We start from the raw sequence: 22301 nt of genomic DNA, 5'->3' as shown, positions 1-22301 counted from the left end.
CTTGATTTGGCGTTTTTATCGATAGAAATATTGTTTCATCATCATTTCACTAGACATGACATTTACCCAGATATAATCAAAAAAAGAAAAAAATCTAAAAAAACCAATTACGTAGATAATTTATACGAATTTTTTAGACATATTTTTACCCAAAAGACAATTTATTAATAAAAAATGCACAACAACGACACTATTAAATGCAGCAAGATTTTAAGCTGATATCTCTATACCCGTCATCTTTCAAGTTGCCTCTTTGTTGGCTGCACTCACTCACCCCGGTCACATAGTTAGCTATGCTCCCGGGGATTCGCTCCCTTGCCGTCGCGATGCATCTTGAAATCCATAGGGTATATAAACCCTTTCAAATAAATGAATCGAATAAAATAAAGCAAAAATTCAAAAACAATATTTAATGAAGAAAATATAATGAATTGAAACTAAGATATAACGTTTTACGAATTATGACCAATTATTTATTATCTCTTTATGAAAATATCAAATAAATTTATTACCAATGAAATTAATTTTCAAGAAACAATATTATTTTAATATAGTTATATAAAGAAATTTATAATAATAATCTGCCTGAGAAAAAACAGGTAAGATAAGGAATACATAGAAAAAATCCGGCATAATCCAATTATGCCGGATTATAAAATAAACACAGGATCGTTCAGTCTCAATTAAATCATCACTGAACTTCCCCGTCACAACTGATTGTCAGCTCCATACTTAAAGCTCGAATTAAAACGACTTTGTCCTCACTATCTTCCAGCAAACTGAAATGATTACCCGGAATAGGAATTAGCCGAAGCAAAGGAGCCGGCACTATCTGCGACCAACCTAATGATGGCTCCATACTTAAAGGTCGTGGGTTGTCATCCATAACCAAAGGAACGGGTGGAGAGGGTTCCATCGCATAGAACTGATGAAGGCTTACCGTTAATACTTGCGGTTCATAATCCCTGACGATTTGTGCATAATTTTCTATCTGTTCCCAACGCCTCGCAATCAAATTAGGACTCAGATTTAACGGGTACAACGCCAGTTCTTGCGCCGCCGTAATAAATTGAACCAAACTCAGTTCGTCGATTTTTCGGTACAATGCTGCAAGCTCTTCAATGCGTTCTTCCCCTAAATGCCTTGCTAATTCAATAAAGAACTGGAGTTTTGGCGGTATTATCTGTTTCCTGGAATAGTAAGGCGCTGGCGTATCAATCACCCCCAAGAAATTGATCGTCTCACCGGCATCCAAAAGTTGCTGAGCAATGGCGTAAGCCAATATACCGCCAGAAGAGTAACCGCATATTCGATATGGGCCTTCCGGTTGAACAGCCTTCATTAAGATGATCATTCTTGTCGCCTGTTGCTCCATCGTTGGCATAGGTTTTTCACTGATGGATGGCCAAGGCAACGCATAAATCGGATAGCCTGATTGAATGTGCTGAGCCAGCCCAAAAACATAGGAATAATCACCCATTCCACTGGGAACAAAGAACAACGGTAGCCCTGTTCCGTCAGGTCGCACAGGTATGGCATTATTCCGTGGCTGAGACAACCAATCTGAGGCCATTTTTGCTGCCAGTTCCACCAGCACAGGGAATTGAAATAAATCATTCAGTGTACATACCAAATCATGACCTGCAGCAAGGTTTATCATCCGCATGGCAAGCAGTGAGTGACCACCCAACGCAAAGAAGTTGTCATGTCGGCTAATCTGCTCAACTCCCAATAATTCACGCCAAATAGCCACCAATGTGATTTCTATTTCCCCTTGTGGGGCCTCGTAAATCTGACGGGCAAAACCCCCTTCGTTTGGCATCGGCAATGCCCGGCGATCCAACTTACCATTAGCGGTCAGCGGGAAGGCATCCAGACGCACAAACGCCGTCGGTACCATGTAATCAGGTAAAATTGTGTTCAGATAAGTACGCAGACTATTAACCAATCCGTCCTCAGCGTCGGCCACCACATAAGCAATCAATTGCTTATCTTGTCCATTACTCAACGCCAGCACCGCCGCCTCACGCACTGCAAAATGTTCCGTCAATCGAGCTTCGATTTCTCCCGGTTCAATACGGAAACCGCGAATTTTAACCTGCTGGTCATTACGACCAAGGAATTCCAAATTACCGTCAGGCAAGTAGCGAGCTAAATCCCCGGTTCGGTACATGCGCGCATTCGGGATACCACTAAACGGATCTGTCAGAAAGCGTTCAGCTGTCAATTCCTGCCGATTGAGGTAACCACAGGCAACCCCATCACCACCAACATAAATTTCACCAGCCACCCCTAACGGCACCGGCTGACTATCATCATCCAGCAAGTAAACACAGGTATTGGCTATCGGTCGGCCAATCGGAACCCTTGCCGCTCCCGGTGGTAACGCGACAATACGGTACATGGTAGTAAAGGTGGTTCCTTCACTCGGACCATAAGCCTGCAATAATTGTTGTGGTGGACTGTTGTCCAAAACCTCAGCAATCACACGCAGATCGGGGATATCTCCCCCGAAAATCAAAATTTTTATCTGCGGAAGAACCGGGGACAACTCTGTTACCAGCCGGTTAAATAATCCGATAGTCAGCCACAGAATCGTGACTCGATACGCCTGTAACACCCGCACCAATGCCTGCGGCGTTAGCAAAGTGGCATAGTCAATCACCACCAGCGCCCCGCCATTGAGTAAAGGTGCCCAAACTTCAAAGGTGCTGGCATCAAAAGCCGGGTTAGCCGTAAAGGACACCCGGTCATCTTGCTTAATTTCCACATAGCCATTGTTAATGACCAGCCGAACTACCGCACGGTGAGGCACTACCACGCCTTTTGGCATACCGGTCGAGCCGGAGGTATACATGACATAAGCTGGGTCTGAACTACGACCAGACCAATCAAGATTGGAATCTTCTTCCCTGCTTGTGCCTGCCTCATCAGTAAGACGAAATAACGGAACAGCAAGGCCAACCGGAATATCAACCCATCCATTAGTGAGCAACAACTTGGCTGAGCAATCGTTTATCAACCAATTTTTCCGCTCATCCGGCACATTGGGATCAATAGGAACATAAACAGCACCCACCTTGAGAATAGCCAACTGGGCCACTACCAATTCAATTGAACGCTCTAACAGCAGCGCAACGTGGTTATTCGGGCAAATCCCCTGTGCAATCAATTGACGGGCTAGCCGGTTAGCTCGAGTATTCAGTTCAACATAGCTAAGAGTTTCATCTCCCGCGATCAGTGCCGTGGCCGCCGGAGTTTTCTCCACCTGTTGTTCGAATAATTGATGAATACACAGCTGATCGGGATAGATTGTTGCAGTAGCATTCCAGTTTTCCAGCAACAATCTGCGCTCAGTCTCAGGCAGAATTTCTAACATCCGCACTGATTTTTCTGGGGTCTGTTCAAGTGCTTCCACCAAACTTTCCAGTGCCTGTTGCATATAACCGCATATACGTTTCGGATCAAACGGCTGAACAATTTGAGCTGTCAGCCCCAGTGCATCACCAAAATCTTCCACCGACATGACAAATGGATAATTAGTACGCTCCTGTCCACCAAAGGATTCAATACCGCTCATCGTTTCATACTGGGTTCTCAGAGACGCGTTATGTCGGTAATTCAACAGAGTATTAAAGAGTGGTGTTCCATCCTGCACGCCACTACAACGCTGAGCTAACGCCAGAGATGCATGCTCATGTTCCAGCAATCCAGCCAGCCGGGTATGTACTATCTGTACACTATCCCGTACTGGGGTATCATCTATATCCAGTCGCACTGGCAGGGTATTGATAAACAATCCCATCCCACTATCAACCCCTTCCCCCGCTTGCATACGCCCAAACAGTACAGTCCCGAACACCACCTGTTTTTGTCCGCTGGTACGCGACAACACCTGCGCCCAAGCAAGATGGCACAAAGAAGCCAGACTCACACCCAAACGCCGGGCTTGACCCCGCAAGCGGTCATTAAGTTCAGTTGCCAACAACTGGTATGATTCTGTTACTTGCGAACCATCATGATGCACTTCTGTTAAACCGAATGGTAATGTCGGCTCATTTACCTCAGCCAACATGTCAGTAAAGAAGTGAGTATGTTTTTCCTGACTCACGCCCAATCGTGCCTGAGCCACCAGATTGCGGAAGGGAACCGGAGCAGGCAAGTTGTCCCCTTGTCCGGCAAGATACGCCTGAACTTCACGGTTCATCACGCCCAAGGTTGTATGATCGCCAATCAGGTGGTGCAACAATTGCAGCACTATCCAGCGACCATCCTCCTCCTGCGCCACCACAAAGCGCAGTAATGGCGCTTGTCCCAAGTCAATACGATGTTGACGTGTATCAAAACGTCGCATCAATTGATCACGAACTGGACCATCATCCGGGTGCAGAGTCAATTCAATCACTGACAAAGGCGCCTGACGCCAAACCACCTGAGCCGGAACCGATACCCCTTGCCAGATAAAAGCAGTACGCAGAATATCGTGACGATCAACCATCTGTTGCACTGCGGCCAGATAACTCTCCAGTAAAGAGCGATTAGCAAAAGCCATTTGACTAACCAGTAGATACGGATCACCTTTATTTGCCAGCAGATGATGGAACAAAATACCATCCTGCAACGGTGACAAAGCATAGATGTCCTGAATATTCGTCATTCCACCCGGCACTTGTCCGACAATACAGTCAATTTCCGGCTGAGTCAGGTCAATCAGCGGCAACATCTCCGGTGTCAATTGAGTCGCCGTCGGTGTAATGATATTAACTGGCACCACTACAGCCCGGTATTGCCCCAGCGTTTGAGCCAGTTCAGACAATACTGGAAATTGGAACAAGTCGCGCACCGCCAACGTTAATCCAAGATTACGCAGGCGTTCAACCATTCGCACAGCAAGCAGGGAATGTCCCCCCAGTGTAAAGAAACTATCATGCCGACTGATCTGTTCAATTCCCAGCAATTTGCGCCAGATAGCTGCCAGTATGGTTTCTATTTCCCCCTGCGGTGCTGCATAAACCTGACGAGCAAAATCTTCCTCGCCCGGAACCGGCAGTGCCCGGCGATCCAGTTTGCCGTTAGGCGTCAGCGGAAATGCATCCAAACGCACAAACGCCGCCGGCACCATATAATCAGGCAAAATTATGCTCAAGTGGCTACGCAGGTTATTAACTAAACCATCATCCGCTGGCACTACGACATAGGCAATCAGCCGTTTGTCCGGCCCATCACCGGACGCTAGCACCAGTGCTTCACGTACCGCAGAGTACTCCAGCAGCCGAGCTTCTATTTCCCCCGGTTCAATACGGAAACCACGAATTTTAACCTGCTGATCATTACGGCCAACAAACATCAGATTGCCATCCGGCAAGTAACGCGCTAAATCCCCAGTTCGGTATATACGCGCATTCGGGTCATCGCTAAATGGGTCAGTAAGAAAATGTTCAACAGTCAGTTCTGGATGATTTAAATAGCCACGTGCTACACCAATACCGCCAATATACAACTCACCTACCGCTCCCAGCGGCACCGGCTGACCATAAGTATCCAACAGATAAATCCGTGTATTCGCTGTCGGGCGACCAATCGATATCAATTCATCCGTATAGTCTGGCGGGCAATACCAGACAGTGGCGCACACGGTGATTTCCGTCGGACCATAAGCATTGAACAGATTCACCCGGCCACTCAGTGCCCCGAGCAATGCTGCACTGGGCGCTTCACCACCCAGTATCAATGTCGGTTTTATTGTCATCACCGGCAAACCCGCCCCCTCCCGGAGCATAGTCGGTGTCAAACAAGCATGCGTTACCGTATGTTCTTCCAGATAATGCCAAAGGTGATGTGGCTCCTGGCGAACTATGTCAACAGGAATATCCAAAGTGGCACCACCACATAGCGCCATCATGACCTCCCAAACACTGGCATCGAAACCAAACGAGGCGAATTGCAACATTCGGCTCCCTGAATGAATATCAAACTGAACAATTTTTTCCTGAATAAGATTAACTAACCCACGATGTTCAATCATCACCCCTTTCGGTGTGCCAGTAGAGCCAGAGGTATAAATCACATAAGCCAGATGACGAGAAGTTAATGAAGAGACCAGAGGGTTGCTGTCCGGCTGGTCAAGCAATGAATTCGGATCAAGTAAGGTCAATCTCGTTAATACTTTCTCGCCTAACGCATCGCATCCAGCACTATCCGCCAGCAAAATCGCTGGAGCGGCATCAGTCAAAATATGTATTAAACGCTCTCCCGGATAAGCCGGGTCCAGAGGTACATAGGCACCACCCGCTTTTAGTACTGCCAACTGTCCTACTACCGTTGCAGGTGAACGTGTCACGCAAATCGCGACTCGCTGATCTGGTACTACACCTAATGCAATAAGCTGATGAGCTAACCGGTTAGCGCAGATATTTAATTCGGCATAAGTTAAACTCTGCCCTTCATGCACCACCGCAATGGCATCAGGATATTTTTCAACTTGTTGCTCAAATAACTGATGAATACACAATTGGTCAGGATACGGTACTTTAGTCGCGTTCCAGATTTCCAACAGCAACCTGCGCTCCGCCGATGTCAGAATATCGATCTTCCCGACTCGTTGCTGAGGGTTAGTCACCATCGCTTGCAGCACCGTGTGCAGATATCCCAAGTGTCGCTCGATAGTCTGTTGATCAAACAAGGCCGTGGCATAACTCAAATAACCAACAATCTTGCCATCCCGCTCAGATAAGTTCAGTTCAAGATCAAACTTAGCGATATCAAGGAATTGCTCGGCAGGTGAAACCGCCATCCCCGGCAGTTTCCAATCTGTGCTCTCATTGTTCTGCCAGGCAAACATCACCTGAAACAGGGGCGTATGCGCCAATCGGCGTGGCGGTTGCACGATTTCCACCACTTGTTCGAATGGCAAATCCTGATGCTCCTGAGCCGCCAGTGCCGTCTGCCGCACACGCGCAAGCAACTCAATCACATTTGGCGCACCCGATAAGTCGATACGTAAGGCTAACGTATTAACGAAGAAGCCGATCAGGGATTCCACTTCTTGACGACCACGGCCCGCACTTGGTGTACCAATAACCAGATCATCCTGACCTGACAAGCGTGATAAAACCGTAGCCCAAGCTGACAGCAAGGTCATGAACAATGTGACCCCCTGCTGCTCGCTCAGGCGCTTCAAGGATTGGGTTAATTCGGCATCTAAACTGACAGGCAATAAATTCCCCGCAAATGATTGCTGGACAGGACGTGGTCGGTCAGTTGGCAAATCCAACAATACCGGCACATCCGCCAATATCGTTCTCCAATAGTCAGATTGATTCTGAATACGCTCCGCCGACAGCCACTGACGCTGCCAAGCGGCGTAATCAGGGTACTGAATCGGTAATGGTGGCAATGGATCGGGTTGCCCGGTCAGAAAAGCCGTATAGAGGGCACTTAATTCACGCATCAGGATGCTGACAGACCAGCCATCGAAAACAATATGATGCAGGGTCAACAGGAATAAATAATCATCATTAGCCAGTTGTATCAAAGCAGAGCGGATTAACGGCCCACGAGCGAGATTAAACCGCGTTTCAGACTCCTGCATGCGCAGATACTGAAGTTGTTTCTCCACATCAGGTACTTTACGCAGATCGTATTTTTTCATCGGCAAACCAAATTCCGCCGGCAACAGTTCGATCTGGGGGTGACCATCAACCGTCACAAAGACAGAACGTAAAGCCTCATGACGAGCAAACAAAAGATTAAGTGCGCGCTGCCAGACAGCAATATCGAACTGACCACGCAAACTCAGTACTACCGGGATATGATAGGTATTACCGACTTCTTCAAATTGGGCAAGGAACCACAGACGCTGTTGCGCAAATGACAGAGGCAGCTCGCTATCGCGGGATATCGGTACGATGGCGGATAATATCCTATCCCGCTCATTACAGCGGATAATCATCGCCTCCGCCAAGGCCATCAAAGTGGGTAATTTAAACAGCGTGGTCAACGGCAATTCGATGCCTAAAGCGGCTATCCGGTTCATCATCCGTACAGCCAATAGCGAATGACCACCCAACGCGAAAAAGTTGTCATGGCGGCTAATCCGCTCAATCCCCAGTAATTCACGCCAGATAGCGGCCAGAGCAATCTCAGTTTCCCCTTGCGGCGCTTCATAGCGCTGACGGGCGAAAGCTTCTTCGTCTGGTACAGGTAATGCCCGACTATCCAATTTACCGTTAGAGGTCAGTGGGAAAGCATCCAGACGCACAAACGCCGCCGGTATCATATAATCAGGCAATATGGTACTCAAATGGGTACGCAGACAGTTAACTAATCCCTCATCCTCATCTGCCACCACATAGGCAACCAGACGCTTATCCAGCCCCTCACCCAATGCCAACACAGCGGCCTCACGCACCGCAGGAAACTCTGTTAATCGGGCTTCGATTTCCCCCGGTTCAATCCGAAAACCACGGATTTTAACCTGCTGGTCGTTACGGCCAAGGAATTCCAGATTACCATCCGGCAAATAACGGGCTAAATCGCCAGTCCGATACATTCTTGCACCCGGTACATCACTAAACGGATCAGCCAAGAAACGTTCAGTCGTCAATTCAAGGCGATTGAGGTAACCACAAGCAATCCCGTCTCCACCAACATAAATCTCACCCATCACTCCCAACGGCACCGGTTGACCATATGCGTCTAACAGATAAAGGCGCGTGTTGGCTATCGGTCGGCCAATCGGAACCCGCGTCATCCCCGGAGGTAACGTTGTAATACGGTACATGGTGGTAAAAGTGGTTCCCTCACTTGGGCCATAGGCTTGTAATAGTTGTTGTGGTGGACTCCTATCCAAGATCTGAGCGATCACGTTCGGATCAAGCACCTCACCCCCGAAAATCAGAACCTTAATCTGCGGAAGCACCGGAGACAGTTCCGCCACTAACCGATTAAGCAGCCCTACACTGATCCACAGAATAGTAATTCTGTAATCCTGCAAAGCCCTGACAAACTTCGATGGCGTTAGTAAAGTCGTATAGTCAATAACTACCAGTGTTCCACCATTGAGCAACGGTGCCCAAACTTCAAACGTGCTAGCATCAAAAGCCGGGTTAGCGGTGAAAGAAACGCGATCATCTGGTCCTATTGCGACATAGCCATTATTAATAACCAATCGGACTATCGCACGATGAGGCACCACGACCCCTTTAGGCGTACCCGTCGATCCAGAGGTATACATGACATAGGCTGTCCCAACACTGGAACAGGATAAATCAGGATTAAGGTAATCCTCTTCCCTCATGGTGTCCGTTTCATCGGTCAAGTAAAACCGTGGAATAGCAAGGCCAACTGGGATATCAACTTGCCTATCAGTCAGTAACAATTTGGCTAAGCAATCGTTTATCAACCAGTTTCTCCGCTTATCCGGCATTCTAGGATCGACGGGAACATAAACGGCACCAACTTTGAGAATAGCCAGTTGTGCCACCACCAGCTCAACAGAGCGTTCTAATAAGATTGCTACATGGTCATCCGGTAAGATGCCTTGTTCTATCAATTGGTAAGCTAACCGGTTAGCACGGGCATTCAGCTCCGCATAGCTCAGGATGTTATCTTTCGCTATCAACGCCGAAGCTTGCGGGGTTTTCGCCACCTGCTGCTCAAACAACTGATGAATACACAACTGGTCAGGATACGGTGTTTCGGTTGCGTTCCAGGTTTCCAACAACAATTTCTTCTCTGCGCCTGGCAGGATATTCAATGCCCGTACCGGTGTGCCCGGGGACTGTTCAAGTGCTTCTGCCAGACTTTCCAGCGCTTGCTGCATATAACCGCATATTCTTTGTGGATCAAAAGGTTGGATTATTTGCGCAGTCAACCCTAATGCATTACCAAAATCTTCCACTGACAGTACCAATGGATAGTTAGTACGCTCCCGTGCACCAAGAAATTCGATTCCTCCCATCATTTCATTTGAAGTCGCCGACAGCGCATTATGCCGGTAATTTAACAGAGAGCTAAAAAGTGGAATTTCACCCTGCACACCACTACAACGCTGGGCCAGCGCCAATGATGCATGTTCATGCTCCAGCAATCCGGCTAAGCGGTTATGTGCTGCCTGTATGCTGTCCTGCACCGAGGTATCATCCATATCCAACCGTAGCGGTAAGGTGTTGATAAACAGTCCCATGCCACTGTCAACACCTTCACTTGCCCGCATACGACCAAACAGTACCGTGCCGAACACCACCTGTTGCTGTCCGCTGGTTCGTGACAATACCTGTGCCCAAGCCAGATGGCACAGAGCAGCGAGACTGACTCCTTGACGTCTCGCCTGACTTCGCAAGCGGGCATTCAGCGCAGGTGTCAGCATCCGATGCGATTGTGTCATCTGTGAACCGTCATGATGCACCTCCGCCAATCCGAATGGTAACGTCGGCTCATTGACTCCAGCCAACATGTCGGTAAAGAAGCGGGTATGTTCCGCATGGCTGATCTCCAACCGAGCCTGAGCCACCAGATTACGGAAAGGGACCGCAGCAGGCAGACTGTTTTCCTGACCCGCAAGATACGCGCGTACTTCGTTGTTCATCACTTCCAGCGTGGTATGGTCGCCAATCAGGTGATGCAGCAGTTGTAGCACAATCCAGCGACCATCAGTTTCCTGCGCCACCACAAAGCGTAGCAACGGTGCCTGGCTCAGATCGAGGCGATGCTGGCACGGATCAAAACGTCGCTTTAACTGGTCACTGACCGATCCATCGACTGAATCCAATGTCAGTTCAGTGACTGATAACTGCGCCTGACGCCAGACCACCTGAACCGGGACTGACAATCCTTGCCAGAGAAAAGCCGTACGCAAAATATCATGACGATCAATCACCTGTTGAACCGCCGCCAGATAACGCTTCAATAAAGCTCGATCCGAAAAAGCCATCTGACTGGCTAACAAATACGGGTCACCGGCATTTGCCAGTAGATGATGGAACAAGATACCGTCTTGCAACGGTGACAAGGCATAAATATCCTGAATATTGGGAATTCCGCCCGGCACTTGATCAACAATATAGTTAATTTCAGACTGAGTCAGATCAACCAACGGCAACATCTCCGGTGTTAATGCAGTCGTATCCGGTGTAATACGGTTATCTGGTATCTGGATTTCACGATGCTGAACCAGAAACTGAGCCAAGATACTCAATATTGGATACTGGAATAATACCTGTACCGATACGCCCAATCCCATACGCCGCAAACGTTCAATCATCCGTACCGCAAGCAGTGAATGACCACCCAGCGCAAAGAAACTGTCATGACGACTAATCCGCTCAACCCCCAACAACTCACGCCAGATGACTGCCAAAGCAATCTCAGTTTCCCCTTGCGGTGCTTCATAGCGTTGACGAGCTAAATCTTCTTCGTCTGGTGCTGGCAATGCTCGGCGATCCAACTTACCGTTCGGCGTCAACGGAAACACCGCCAGACGTACAAAAGCGGTCGGCACCATATAGTCAGGTAAAATTTTGCTCAAATGGATACGCAAACGGCTAGCCAATTCCTCATTCGCATCAGCCACCACATAGGCAACCAGACGCTTATCCTGCCCATCACCCAGCACCAAAACAACCGCTTCACGTACCCCAGGATATTCCGTCAACCGGGCTTCAATTTCACCGGGTTCAATCCGGAAACCACGGATTTTAACTTGCTGATCGTTACGCCCCAGAAAGACCAGATTACCGTCCGACAGGTAACGTGCTAAATCCCCGGTCCGGTACATTCTCGCCCCCGGTGCATCATTAAACGGATCAGTCAGGAAGCGTTCAGCTGTCAATTCAGGGCGATTGAGATAACCGCAAGCCACCCCATCGCCACCGACATAAATCTCACCCGGTCCTCCCAGCGGCACCGGTTGACCATATGCATCCAACAAATAAACATGGGTATTCGCTATGGGTCGGCCAATGGGAACTCTGGTCATCCCCACGGATAGCGTCTCAATATGGTATATCGTGGTAAAAGTAGTTCCCTCACTCGGGCCGTAGGCTTGTAGTAACTGTTGTGGCGGACTGTTGGCCAAAACCTGAGAGATCACATTTGGATCAAGGACCTCTCCGCCAAAAATCAGAATCTTAATCTGTGGAAGCACCGGAGACAGCTCCGCCACCAGCCGGTTAAGCAACCCGACACTGATCCACAGAACAGAAATTTGATGAACCTGTAAAGTCCGCACAAACTCCTGTGGCGTCAGCAAAATAGCATGGTCGATAACCACCAGCGTTCCGCCATTGAGCAACGGCGCCCAGACTTCAAACGTGCTGGCATCGAAAGCCGGATTAGCCGTAAAGGCTACCCGATCATCCCGTCCGATGTCAGCATAGCCATTATTGATAACCAGCCGGACCACCGCACGATGCGGCACTATTACCCCTTTTGGCGTACCGGTCGAACCAGAGGTATACATAATATAAGCTGGCCCGATGCTGGAACGAGGTAAATCAGGATTGAAGCGACTTCCTTCCTTACTTATACCTACCTCATCAGAAAGGCGGAATAACGGAACAGACAAACCAACCGGGACATCAACTCGCGCACCAATGAGTAATAATTTGGCTGAGCAATCGTTTATCAGCCAGTTTTTTCGCTCATCCGGCACTCCAGGATCGAGCGGAACATAAATAGCGCTGGCTTTGAGGATCGCCAGCTGTGCTACTACCAGCTCAACAGATCGTTCTAACAGGATCGCAACATGGTCATCCGGGCAGATACCTTGCTCTATCAATTGGTGAGCTAGCTGGTTAGCACGAACATTCAATTCCGCATAGCTGAGGCTTTGATCTCCCGCTATTAGTGACATCGCCTCTGGAATTTTTTCTGCCTGTTGCTCAAACAACTGGTGAATACAACACTGTTCAGGATACGGAGTTTTCGTGGTATTCCAGATTTCCAACAGCAACCTGCGCTCCGCCGATGTCAGAATATCGATTTTCTTTACTGGCTGTTGAGAGTCAGCGACCATCGCTTGCAGTACCGTATGCAAATACCCTAAGTGCCGCTCGATGGTCTGTTGATCAAACAGAGCAGTTGCATAATTCAGGTAACCTACAATCCGACCATCCACCTCAGATAGATTCAGTTCGAGATCAAACTTGACCGTGTTAAGGATTGGATCAATCGGTGAAACTGTCAAACCCGGCAACTCCCAGTCTATGTCCTCATTGTTCTGCCAGGCAAATATCACCTGGAACAACGGCGTATGAGCCAGTCTGCGCGGTGGTTGCACGATCTCAACAACCTGTTCGAAAGGCAGATCTTGATGCTCCTGTGCTGCCAGCGTGGTTTGTCGTACACGGGCAAGTAACTCAGTCACACTTGGCATATCCGATAAATTGATGCGTAAGGCCAGCGTATTAACAAAAAAACCGATCAGGGATTCCACTTCCTGACGACTACGGCCGGCGCTCGGCGTCCCAATAACCAAATCCGTCTGACCTGACAGACGCGACAAAACTATAGCCCAGGCTGACAGTAAGGTCATGAATAGCGTGACACCCTGTTGCTCACTCAAGCGCTGCAAAGATTCCGTTAATGCTGCATCCAGATTGATGGGTAACAGATGGCCGGCAAACGATTGTTGAATGGGACGAGGCCGATCAGTTGGCAAATCCAACAGGATTGGTACGTCATTCAGCATCATTCGCCAATAATCAGATTGGGTTTGGACACGTTCAGCTGACAGCCATTGACGCTGCCAGGCAGCATAATCAGGATATTGAATCGCCAATGGTAGTAACGGATTAGGCTGTCCGTTCAAGCAAGCCGAATAAAGCACGCCCAGTTCTGATTTTAATATCCCTAACGACCAGCCATCAGAAACAATATGGTGCTGAGTTAGCAGGAATACGTAATCATCGTTAGTCAGTTGTATCAGACAGGAACGAATTAATGGGCCGCGGGTCAGATCAAATGGCACCTCAGCTTCCTGCACACACAAATACTCAAGCTGTTTATCCGCATCAGGCACTGCACGCAGATCATATTTTTTCATCGGCAGACCAAATTCTGCCGGCAACAGCTCGACCTGAGGCTGACCGTCAACAGAGACGAAGACAGAACGTAATGCTGCATGGCGGGCAAACAGATGATTCAGCGCCTGCTGCCAGGCAGCGATATCAAGCTGTCCGCATAAACGCAGGGCGATAGGAATATGATAAGTATCACTGACACCCTCAAACTGAGCGAGGAACCATAACCGCTGTTGAGCAAATGACAGAGGCAATTCGCTATCACGGGATATCGGCATAATTGCGGGTAATATACTATCTACTTCACCAAGCTGAACACTCATCTGCTCGGCAAAAGTTGACAATGAAGGAAATTCAAACAACGTGCTCAACGGCAGCTTGATACCTAAAGCTGCTATCCGGTTCATCATTCGTACCGCTAACAGAGAATGACCGCCCAGCGCGAAAAAGTTGTCATGCCGACTTATCCGCCCAATTCCCAGCAATTCATGCCAGATAGCCGCCAAAGCAATCTCAGTTTCCCCTTGCGGCGCTTCATAGCACTGACGGACAAAATCTTCTTCCCCCGGAGCCGGTAACGCCCGGAGATCCCGTTTGTCGTTAGGCGTGAGCGGAAAGGCATCCAGACGTACAAAAGCCGCTGGCACCATATAGTCAGGTAAAATTGTACTTAAATGTTCACGCAGACTAACCACTAGCCCATCACCTGGCTCTGCCACCACATAAGCAATCAGCCGTTTATCCTGTCCATCACTTAACGCTAATACCAGTGCTTCACTCACTGCTGGGTGCTCTGTCAAACGCGCTTCGATTTCCCCCGGTTCAATGCGAAAACCACGGATTTTAACCTGTTGGTCATTACGGCCAACAAACAGCAGATTACCATCCGGCAGATAGCGGGCTAAATCACCAGTCCGATACATACGTGCATTCGGTACATCACTAAATGGATCTGTCAGAAAACGTTCAGCGGTCAGTTCCGGGCGATTAAAGTAGCCATTGGCAACCCCATCACCACCAACATAAATCTCACCGGTCGCACCGAGTGGCACCGGTTGCCCATATGCATCTAACAGATAAAGGCGCGTGTTAGCAATTGGCCGGCCAATAGGAATCTTTGCGACTCCCGGCGGTAACGCCGTAATGGGATATATCGTGGTAAAGGTGGTGCCTTCACTCGGGCCATAAGCTTGTAATAATTGTTGCGGCGGATTCTTGTCCAAGATTTGAGCGATCACATACGGATCGAGGACCTCACCGCCGAAAATCAAAATTTTGATCTGAGCAAGCACCGGAGACAACTCCGTCACCAATCGGTTAAGCAAACCAACACTCATCCACAGAATAGTGATTCGATGAACCTGTAAAGCTCGTACAAAATCCGATGGCGTCAGTAAAGTAACATGGTCGATAACCACCAGCGTTCCACCGTTGAGTAACGGTGCCCAAACTTCAAACGTGCTGGCATCGAAAGCCGGATTAGCCGTAAAGGCCACCCGGTCATCTTGTTCAATTTCCGCATAGCCATTATTAATCACCAGTCGGACCACAGCACGATGAGGCACTACCACCCCTTTTGGTGTACCGGTCGAACCGGAGGTATACATAATATACGCCGACCCGGTGCTAGAACCCGGTAAGTCAAGATTGAAGTGATTCTCTTCCCTGTCCGTGATGATATTGCCAGAGAGACGAAATAACGGCACAGCAAGGCCAGCCGGGATATTAGCTTGCTCATCAGTGAACAGTAATTTGGCTGAACAATCGTTTATCAGCCAATTTTTCCGCTCATCCGGTACTTTCGGGTCTATCGGCACATAAACCGCACCGACTTTGAAAATCGCCAACTGTGTCACTACCAACTCAGCTGATCGTTCTAACAGGATCGCAACGTTGTCACCCAGGCTAACCCCCTGTTCAATCAGTTGACGAGCCAACCGATTAGCACAAACATTCAGTTCCGCGTAACTGAAAACCTTATCTCCCGCTATCAGTGCTATCGCCTCTGGGGTTTTCTTCACCTGCTGTTCAAATAACTGATGAATGCATAGCTGATCAGGATACGGTGACTCGGTGGTGTTCCAGATTTTCAGCAACAGCTTTTGCTCTGGTTCCGGCAAGATGTTCAATGTACGTATCGGCGTTTCTGGTGCCTGTTCAAGCACTTCTACCAGACTTTCTAATGCTTGTTGCATATAACCACATACCCGTTCTGGATCAAACGGCTGCACCACTTGAGCGGTCAATCCCAAAGTAGAACCACCGTCCTCCACCGACAGCACAAATGGATAGTTAGTACGTTCTTGTTCACCAAGGAATTCAATGCCCGGCACAAACTTACCCGGCATCATCGGCTGATCATTATGCCGGTAGTTCAATAAGGCGCTAAAAAGTGGCGTTTCGCCCTGCACATCACTGCAACGCTGAGCTAACGCCAACGATGCGTGTTCATGATCCAATAATGCTGCTAACCGAGTATGTGCAGCCTGTACGCTGTTCCGTACCGAAGTGTCATTCATATCCAACCGCAACGGCAAGGTATTGATAAACAGCCCCATTCCGCTATCAGCTCCGTCACCTGCCTGCATACGCCCAAATAATACCGTGCCGAACACCACCTGTTGTTGTCCGCTGGTACGTGATAACACCTGAGCCCAAGCCAGATGACACAGCGCAGCTAGGCTCACACCCAAACGTCTTGCCTGACTGCGTAGGCGGTCATTCAGCGTGGATGTCAGCATCTGGTGCGATTGGGTGACTTGTGAACCATCACGATGGACCTCCATCAATCCAAACGGTAACGTCGGCTCATCCACTCCAGCCAACATGTCGGTAAAGAAACGAATATGCTCTTCCTGACTCACCCCTAAGCGGGCTTGAGCCACTAAATTACGAAAAGGCATTGGTGCTGGTAGACTGTCCCCCTGCCCGGAAAAATATGCCTGAACCTCACGGTTCATCACTTCCATCGCTGTATGGTCACCCGTCAAATGATGCTGTAATTGCAGTACTATCCAGCGACCATCCGTTTCCTGTGCCAGCATAAAGCGCAACAACGGTGCCTGGCCCAAATCGAGGTAATGCTGACGTAAGTCAAAACGCTGGGTTAACTGGTCAATAATCGGGCCATCAGCTGGATTCAGCATCAATTCAGTCACTGACAAAAGTGCCTGACGCCAAACTACCTGCGCCGGAACTGACAATCCTTCCCAGAGAAAAGCAGTACGTAAAATATCGTGACGATCAATCACCTGCTGAACTGCGGCCAGATAACGGTCCAACAAAGACCGGTCATCAAAGGCCATCATATAGACCAACAGATACGGGTCACCGTCATTTGAGAGTAAATGATGGAACAGAATACCGTCCTGTAGCGGCGACAGAACATAGATATCCTGAATATTGGCGATCCCTCCCGGTACCTGTCCGACAATACAGTCAATGTCAGACTGAGTCAGATCAATCAGTGGCAGCATCTCCGGCGTTAATACTGCCGTTGCCGAGGTAATCACATTCGGCGGCACCACTACGTCCTGATGCTGCCCTAACATATGAGCAAGCTCGGACAACACTGGATATTGGAACAAATCGCGCGCAACCAGTGTCAACCCAAGGTTACGCAGACGCTCAATCATCCGTAAGGCAAAGAGAGAATGACCACCCAACGCAAAGAAGTTGTCATGTCGGCTAATCTGCTCAATACCCAATAATTCACGCCAAATAGCCGCTAACGTGGCTTCTATTTCCCCCTGCGGCGCTTCATAAATCTGACGAGCAAAAGCCTCCTTACTCGGAGCAGGTAACGCCCGGCGATCTAACTTACCATTAGGCGTCAGCGGGAAGGCATCCAGACGCACAAAAGCCGCCGGCACCATGTAGTCAGGTAAAATTGTACTCAGGTAGGTACGCAGATTATTAACCAACTCCTCATCCACTTCTGCCACCACATAGGCAATCAGCCGTTTATCCTGCCCATCATCCTGAACCAACACGACAGCCTCACGTATCGCAGGATATTCCGTTAGTCGGCCTTCGATTTCTCCCGGTTCAATGCGGAAACCGCGAATTTTAACCTGTTGGTCATTACGGCCAAGGAATTCCAGATTACCGTCCACCAAGTAGCGGGCTAAATCCCCGGTTCGATACATGCGCGCATTCGGCTCATCACTAAACGGATCAACCAGAAAACGCTCAGCCGTCAATTCCGGACGATTGAGATAACCACAGGCAACACCAGCACCGCCAACATAAATCTCACCAACCCCACCCAACGGCACCGGCTGACCATAACCATCCAGCAAGTAAACACGCGTATTGGCTATCGGTCGGCCAATCGGCACCTTCGCCATCCCCGGCGGTAACGACGCGATAGGGTACATAGTAGTAAATGTCGTGCCTTCAGTCGGACCATAGGCTTGCAATAACTGTTGGGGAGGATGCTTGTCCAAAACCTGAGCAATCACCTGCCGATCGGGGATATCTCCCCCAAAAATTAAAGTCCTTATCTGCGGAAGCGCTGCGGATAACTCTGCTACCAACCGGTTAAATAACCCGACAGTTAACCACAAAATCGTGATGCGATGAGCCTGTAACACCTGTATAAACACCTGTGGCGTCAGCAACGTGGCATGATCAATCACCACCAGCGCCCCACCATTAAGTAAAGGTGCCCAGATTTCAAAGGTACTGGCATCGAAAGCCGGGTTAGCGGTGAAAGCAACCCGATCATCCTGTCCGATTTCAGCATAGCCATTATTAATAACCAGCCGAACCACCGCACGATGAGGCACGATGACCCCTTTGGGTGTCCCCGTCGAACCGGAGGTATACATGACATAAGCTGCGTCTGAACTGCGACAAGGTAAATTAAGATTGAAACCCGTCTCTTCTTCCCGGTGCGTATTTACCTCAGCAGAAATACGTAATAACAGAGCAGTCAGGCCAACCGGAATATCAGCCAGCTCGTCAGTGAGTAACAATTTGGCGGAACAATCGTTTATCAATCCGTTTTTCCGCTCATCTGGCATATTGGGATCAATAGGAACATAAACGGCCCTCACCTTAAGGATAGCCAACTGGGCTACCACCAGTTCAATCGAACGCTCTAACAGGATTGCAACGTGATCACCCGGGCTAATCCCCTGTGCAATCAATTGACGGGCCAATCGGTTAACACCAGCATTCAGTTCTGCATAGCTAAGCGTTTTATCGCCTGCTATCAGTGCCGTGGCTTCCGGGGTTTTCTCTACCTGTTGTTCAAATAACTGATGGATACACAGCTGATCAGGATAGATTGTTTCAGTGGCGTTCCAAGTTTCCAGCAATAGTGTGCGTTCAGCTTCAGGCAATAAATTAAGCTGACAAACAGGTATTTCATCACCCACTTTTTCCGATGATGCCAACACCTGTAAATGTTCATTCATCCGCTGAATGTCTTCCGTACTCAAACGGTTTGCATCGAAAATCCAGCGAAAACCACCCTGTGCATTAATCTGCAATGTCAGCAACTCACCTAGCGCATCCTTCTCCCACTGTCTGTCATCCTTTATGGCCGAGACAGCGATCCGCCATGGCCGGCTGGTTGTTAACGCTGGGATAGCACTTAATACAGGAGAACGGGAAAGGAGGTCACAACAAAATGTACGGTGTTGCGTTAAACATATCAGTTCGTTATCAATCCAATCAGCTACCACACTCCACGGCTTATCAAATTCTACCTCAATAGCCATAGGAACCACTGGCGCCAAACCAGACAATATTCCCAGTTCATCTTTTGCTTCATCCACATACCAACCGATTTGGAACTTGGTCTGATGAGTCAAACGCGCCAGATAAATGGCGAATGTCTGCAACAACATCTGCAATGAATCTGTTTCACTGTTTTTCGGTAACGGAGGCTGCCAGACACTCATTGTCCATCTGGGTTCTAGCTGTTCCCCGGCAATTTCGAAAGGTAATTGGCATGGCTGCCAAGAAGCAAGACGCTCACACCAGAATGATTCACTGGGTGCCAGTGACTGGAGGATATTTTTTACATTCTGCGCCTGCGGTGAAGAAAGCAAAGGTAATGATTTACCCGGCTTGAGTTCTGATATAGCAGCAAGCTCACCAGCAGATAACACTTTGCCCTCAAGAGTGGTAAAACCACCAATCCGCACATCCTCACTACCCGTCGTGACTTGCCAGACATCCTCTGCCACATCAATCAACGTACCTGGTGCCGTCCCAGAACAACCGTTCAGCCGTTGCAGCCAAGAAATTCGCACAGTGCCCTGCTTAAGTAACACTTTTGGGCAACCCAGTAGATTTAGATAATTCTCGCCAAAATCTAATGCCCGAACCAAAGCTGACAATACTTCACCCGACTGCTCCCAACACAGATATCCCCCGCCATCGGGCCGACATGACTGAGCATAAAAACTCCGTCGCGTGAGATCTTGTGGATGGGTTATCAATGTGCCCTGACCAAGATCCTGCAATAACTTAATAAATCCTTCCTGAGCAGCCTGATAACATTTCAGATTCAATGAAAACGTACTATCGTGTTCCTCAATAGATACCGGCCATTGCACAGCAATATCGCCGGTATCCACACCCGCTTCAATGCAATGCCAAGAAATAGCATAATATGTCTCCCGCGCTAACAGCGCCCAAGAAGTGGCATGACGGCCAGCATAGCGGGGTAAAGGGCTATCGTGATAGTTAAAAGCACCGCTGCGAATTTGTTCAATCAGTGACATCGGCGGAATGATCGGATTGACGATTGAGAAAAGCCAATCGACAGGGTGTAGCATGATTTGCTGTTGTAATGCTTCAAAAGAGTTCACACAAACGATTCCTTGCCGGATAGCCCACGTTTGCAAAACATCATCATTAGTTAGCACAGCTTGTATCGTATGCCCAGCCGATTGAATTTGCTCAGCACAAAATACTGCGAGAGTTGTTCCCCCCACCACAACGCAAGGACGTGATGAAGTAGGAATATTATTGACATTATTGATTATATTTTTTGACGTCTGAGAGAGGAGTTCTGCTTTAAGGATATTTCCCGCGTTAGCAATGCTATCTTTCATTTACAACCTCAACAATTCTAATTCTGTTAGGTATTTGAAAACTGCCTTTCCTGACAGTCATCACAAGTGCTTTCTTTTACTTTTCCTCGTTTTACCTTTGGAGGAATAAAGACGGACTCGCCAGGCATCAATCAAGATACTCAGGCAACACGTTCTCTCTGGCGTTGGATGTAAATAACCACCTAATTAACCACGCTATGGTGATAATTTTTCTGGCAATGGAATAAAGGGTTCATTCTATGAAGATGTTGTTTCGCCCCTATTTTTATATAAATGTCTATGATTAGTTGATGTTTAATTCCATGACTTAAAAAGGATTTATAGACTACTATTGGTATGAATTTACTTCGATCACGCTCCAAAAAATAAAGATTATCATTATAATAATGAACGGGAAAAACTCCCTGCTAAAACAACTTATTAAAAATTTACAAAGACATTCTGTATATTTAATTACTTAACGATATAAATTCAGTTGAAAATCAATTTCACCCCATGTTATTTAACAACAATAAAATCCTATAGTTAATGTAAAAGTTAATTACATTTAACTCTGCAAGGAAATAATTTCAAATAAAAATCAACCTTATTATATATTGCTTGATTATAATATAGCTAAGTTCAGCATTGATGCAATACTGTATTGATTATTAGAAAACATATTCTAAAAGAGTCATTCTTCGATGTGATTTATCAGATATTAAACCCTATTTATCAACGTATGGTGTAAGCAAACTTTAGTTTTATATCATTTATACCCTTCATCTTTCAAGTTGCTGCTTTAGTTGGCTGCTTTCACTTACCCCAGTCACAGAGTTATCTATGCTCCCGGGGATGCATTCACTTGCCGCCGCGCTGCAAATTGAAATCCATAGGGTATATATCTAATTTTCATTTAAACATCTTCAAAATACTGCAAATCATCAGATAGACTATTAATTTATTCAATAAGTTAATAATAATTTACTGACATAAGCAATTAATACACTCATTGAAATCAATAAAAATACAATAAATACCCACCTCACCATAATAACTCACCGATAAATGACTCGTAATAATTCCAGTTTAAAATTAAAAAAATGATTCAGATCAATAAGTATAGGAACATTATGAAAACAAATACGTATTAGTCAATACTATAGTCATTATAGTCTATACCCTTCATCCTTCAAGTTGCTGCTTTGTTGGCTGCGTTCATTCACCC

General features: G+C 47.7%; 1 protein-coding gene. It reads right to left on the bottom strand.

Annotated features, from left to right (window positions below):
• Nucleotides 1–691 precede the first annotated feature (691 nt).
• On the bottom strand, nucleotides 692–21094 hold the full coding sequence (locus tag BDD30_RS22620) for a non-ribosomal peptide synthase/polyketide synthase (RefSeq protein ID WP_015835141.1): 20403 nt from the start codon (nucleotides 21092–21094) through the stop codon (nucleotides 692–694).
• Nucleotides 21095–22301 lie beyond the last annotated feature (1207 nt).

Origin of the sequence: Photorhabdus asymbiotica, from assembly GCF_003634575.1 — a bacterium.
In the GTDB taxonomy this organism is placed as follows: Bacteria; Pseudomonadota; Gammaproteobacteria; order Enterobacterales; family Enterobacteriaceae; genus Photorhabdus; species Photorhabdus asymbiotica.
The sequence above is the reverse complement of the archived record's forward strand: the minus strand, read 5'-3'. Positions and strand labels throughout refer to the sequence as shown.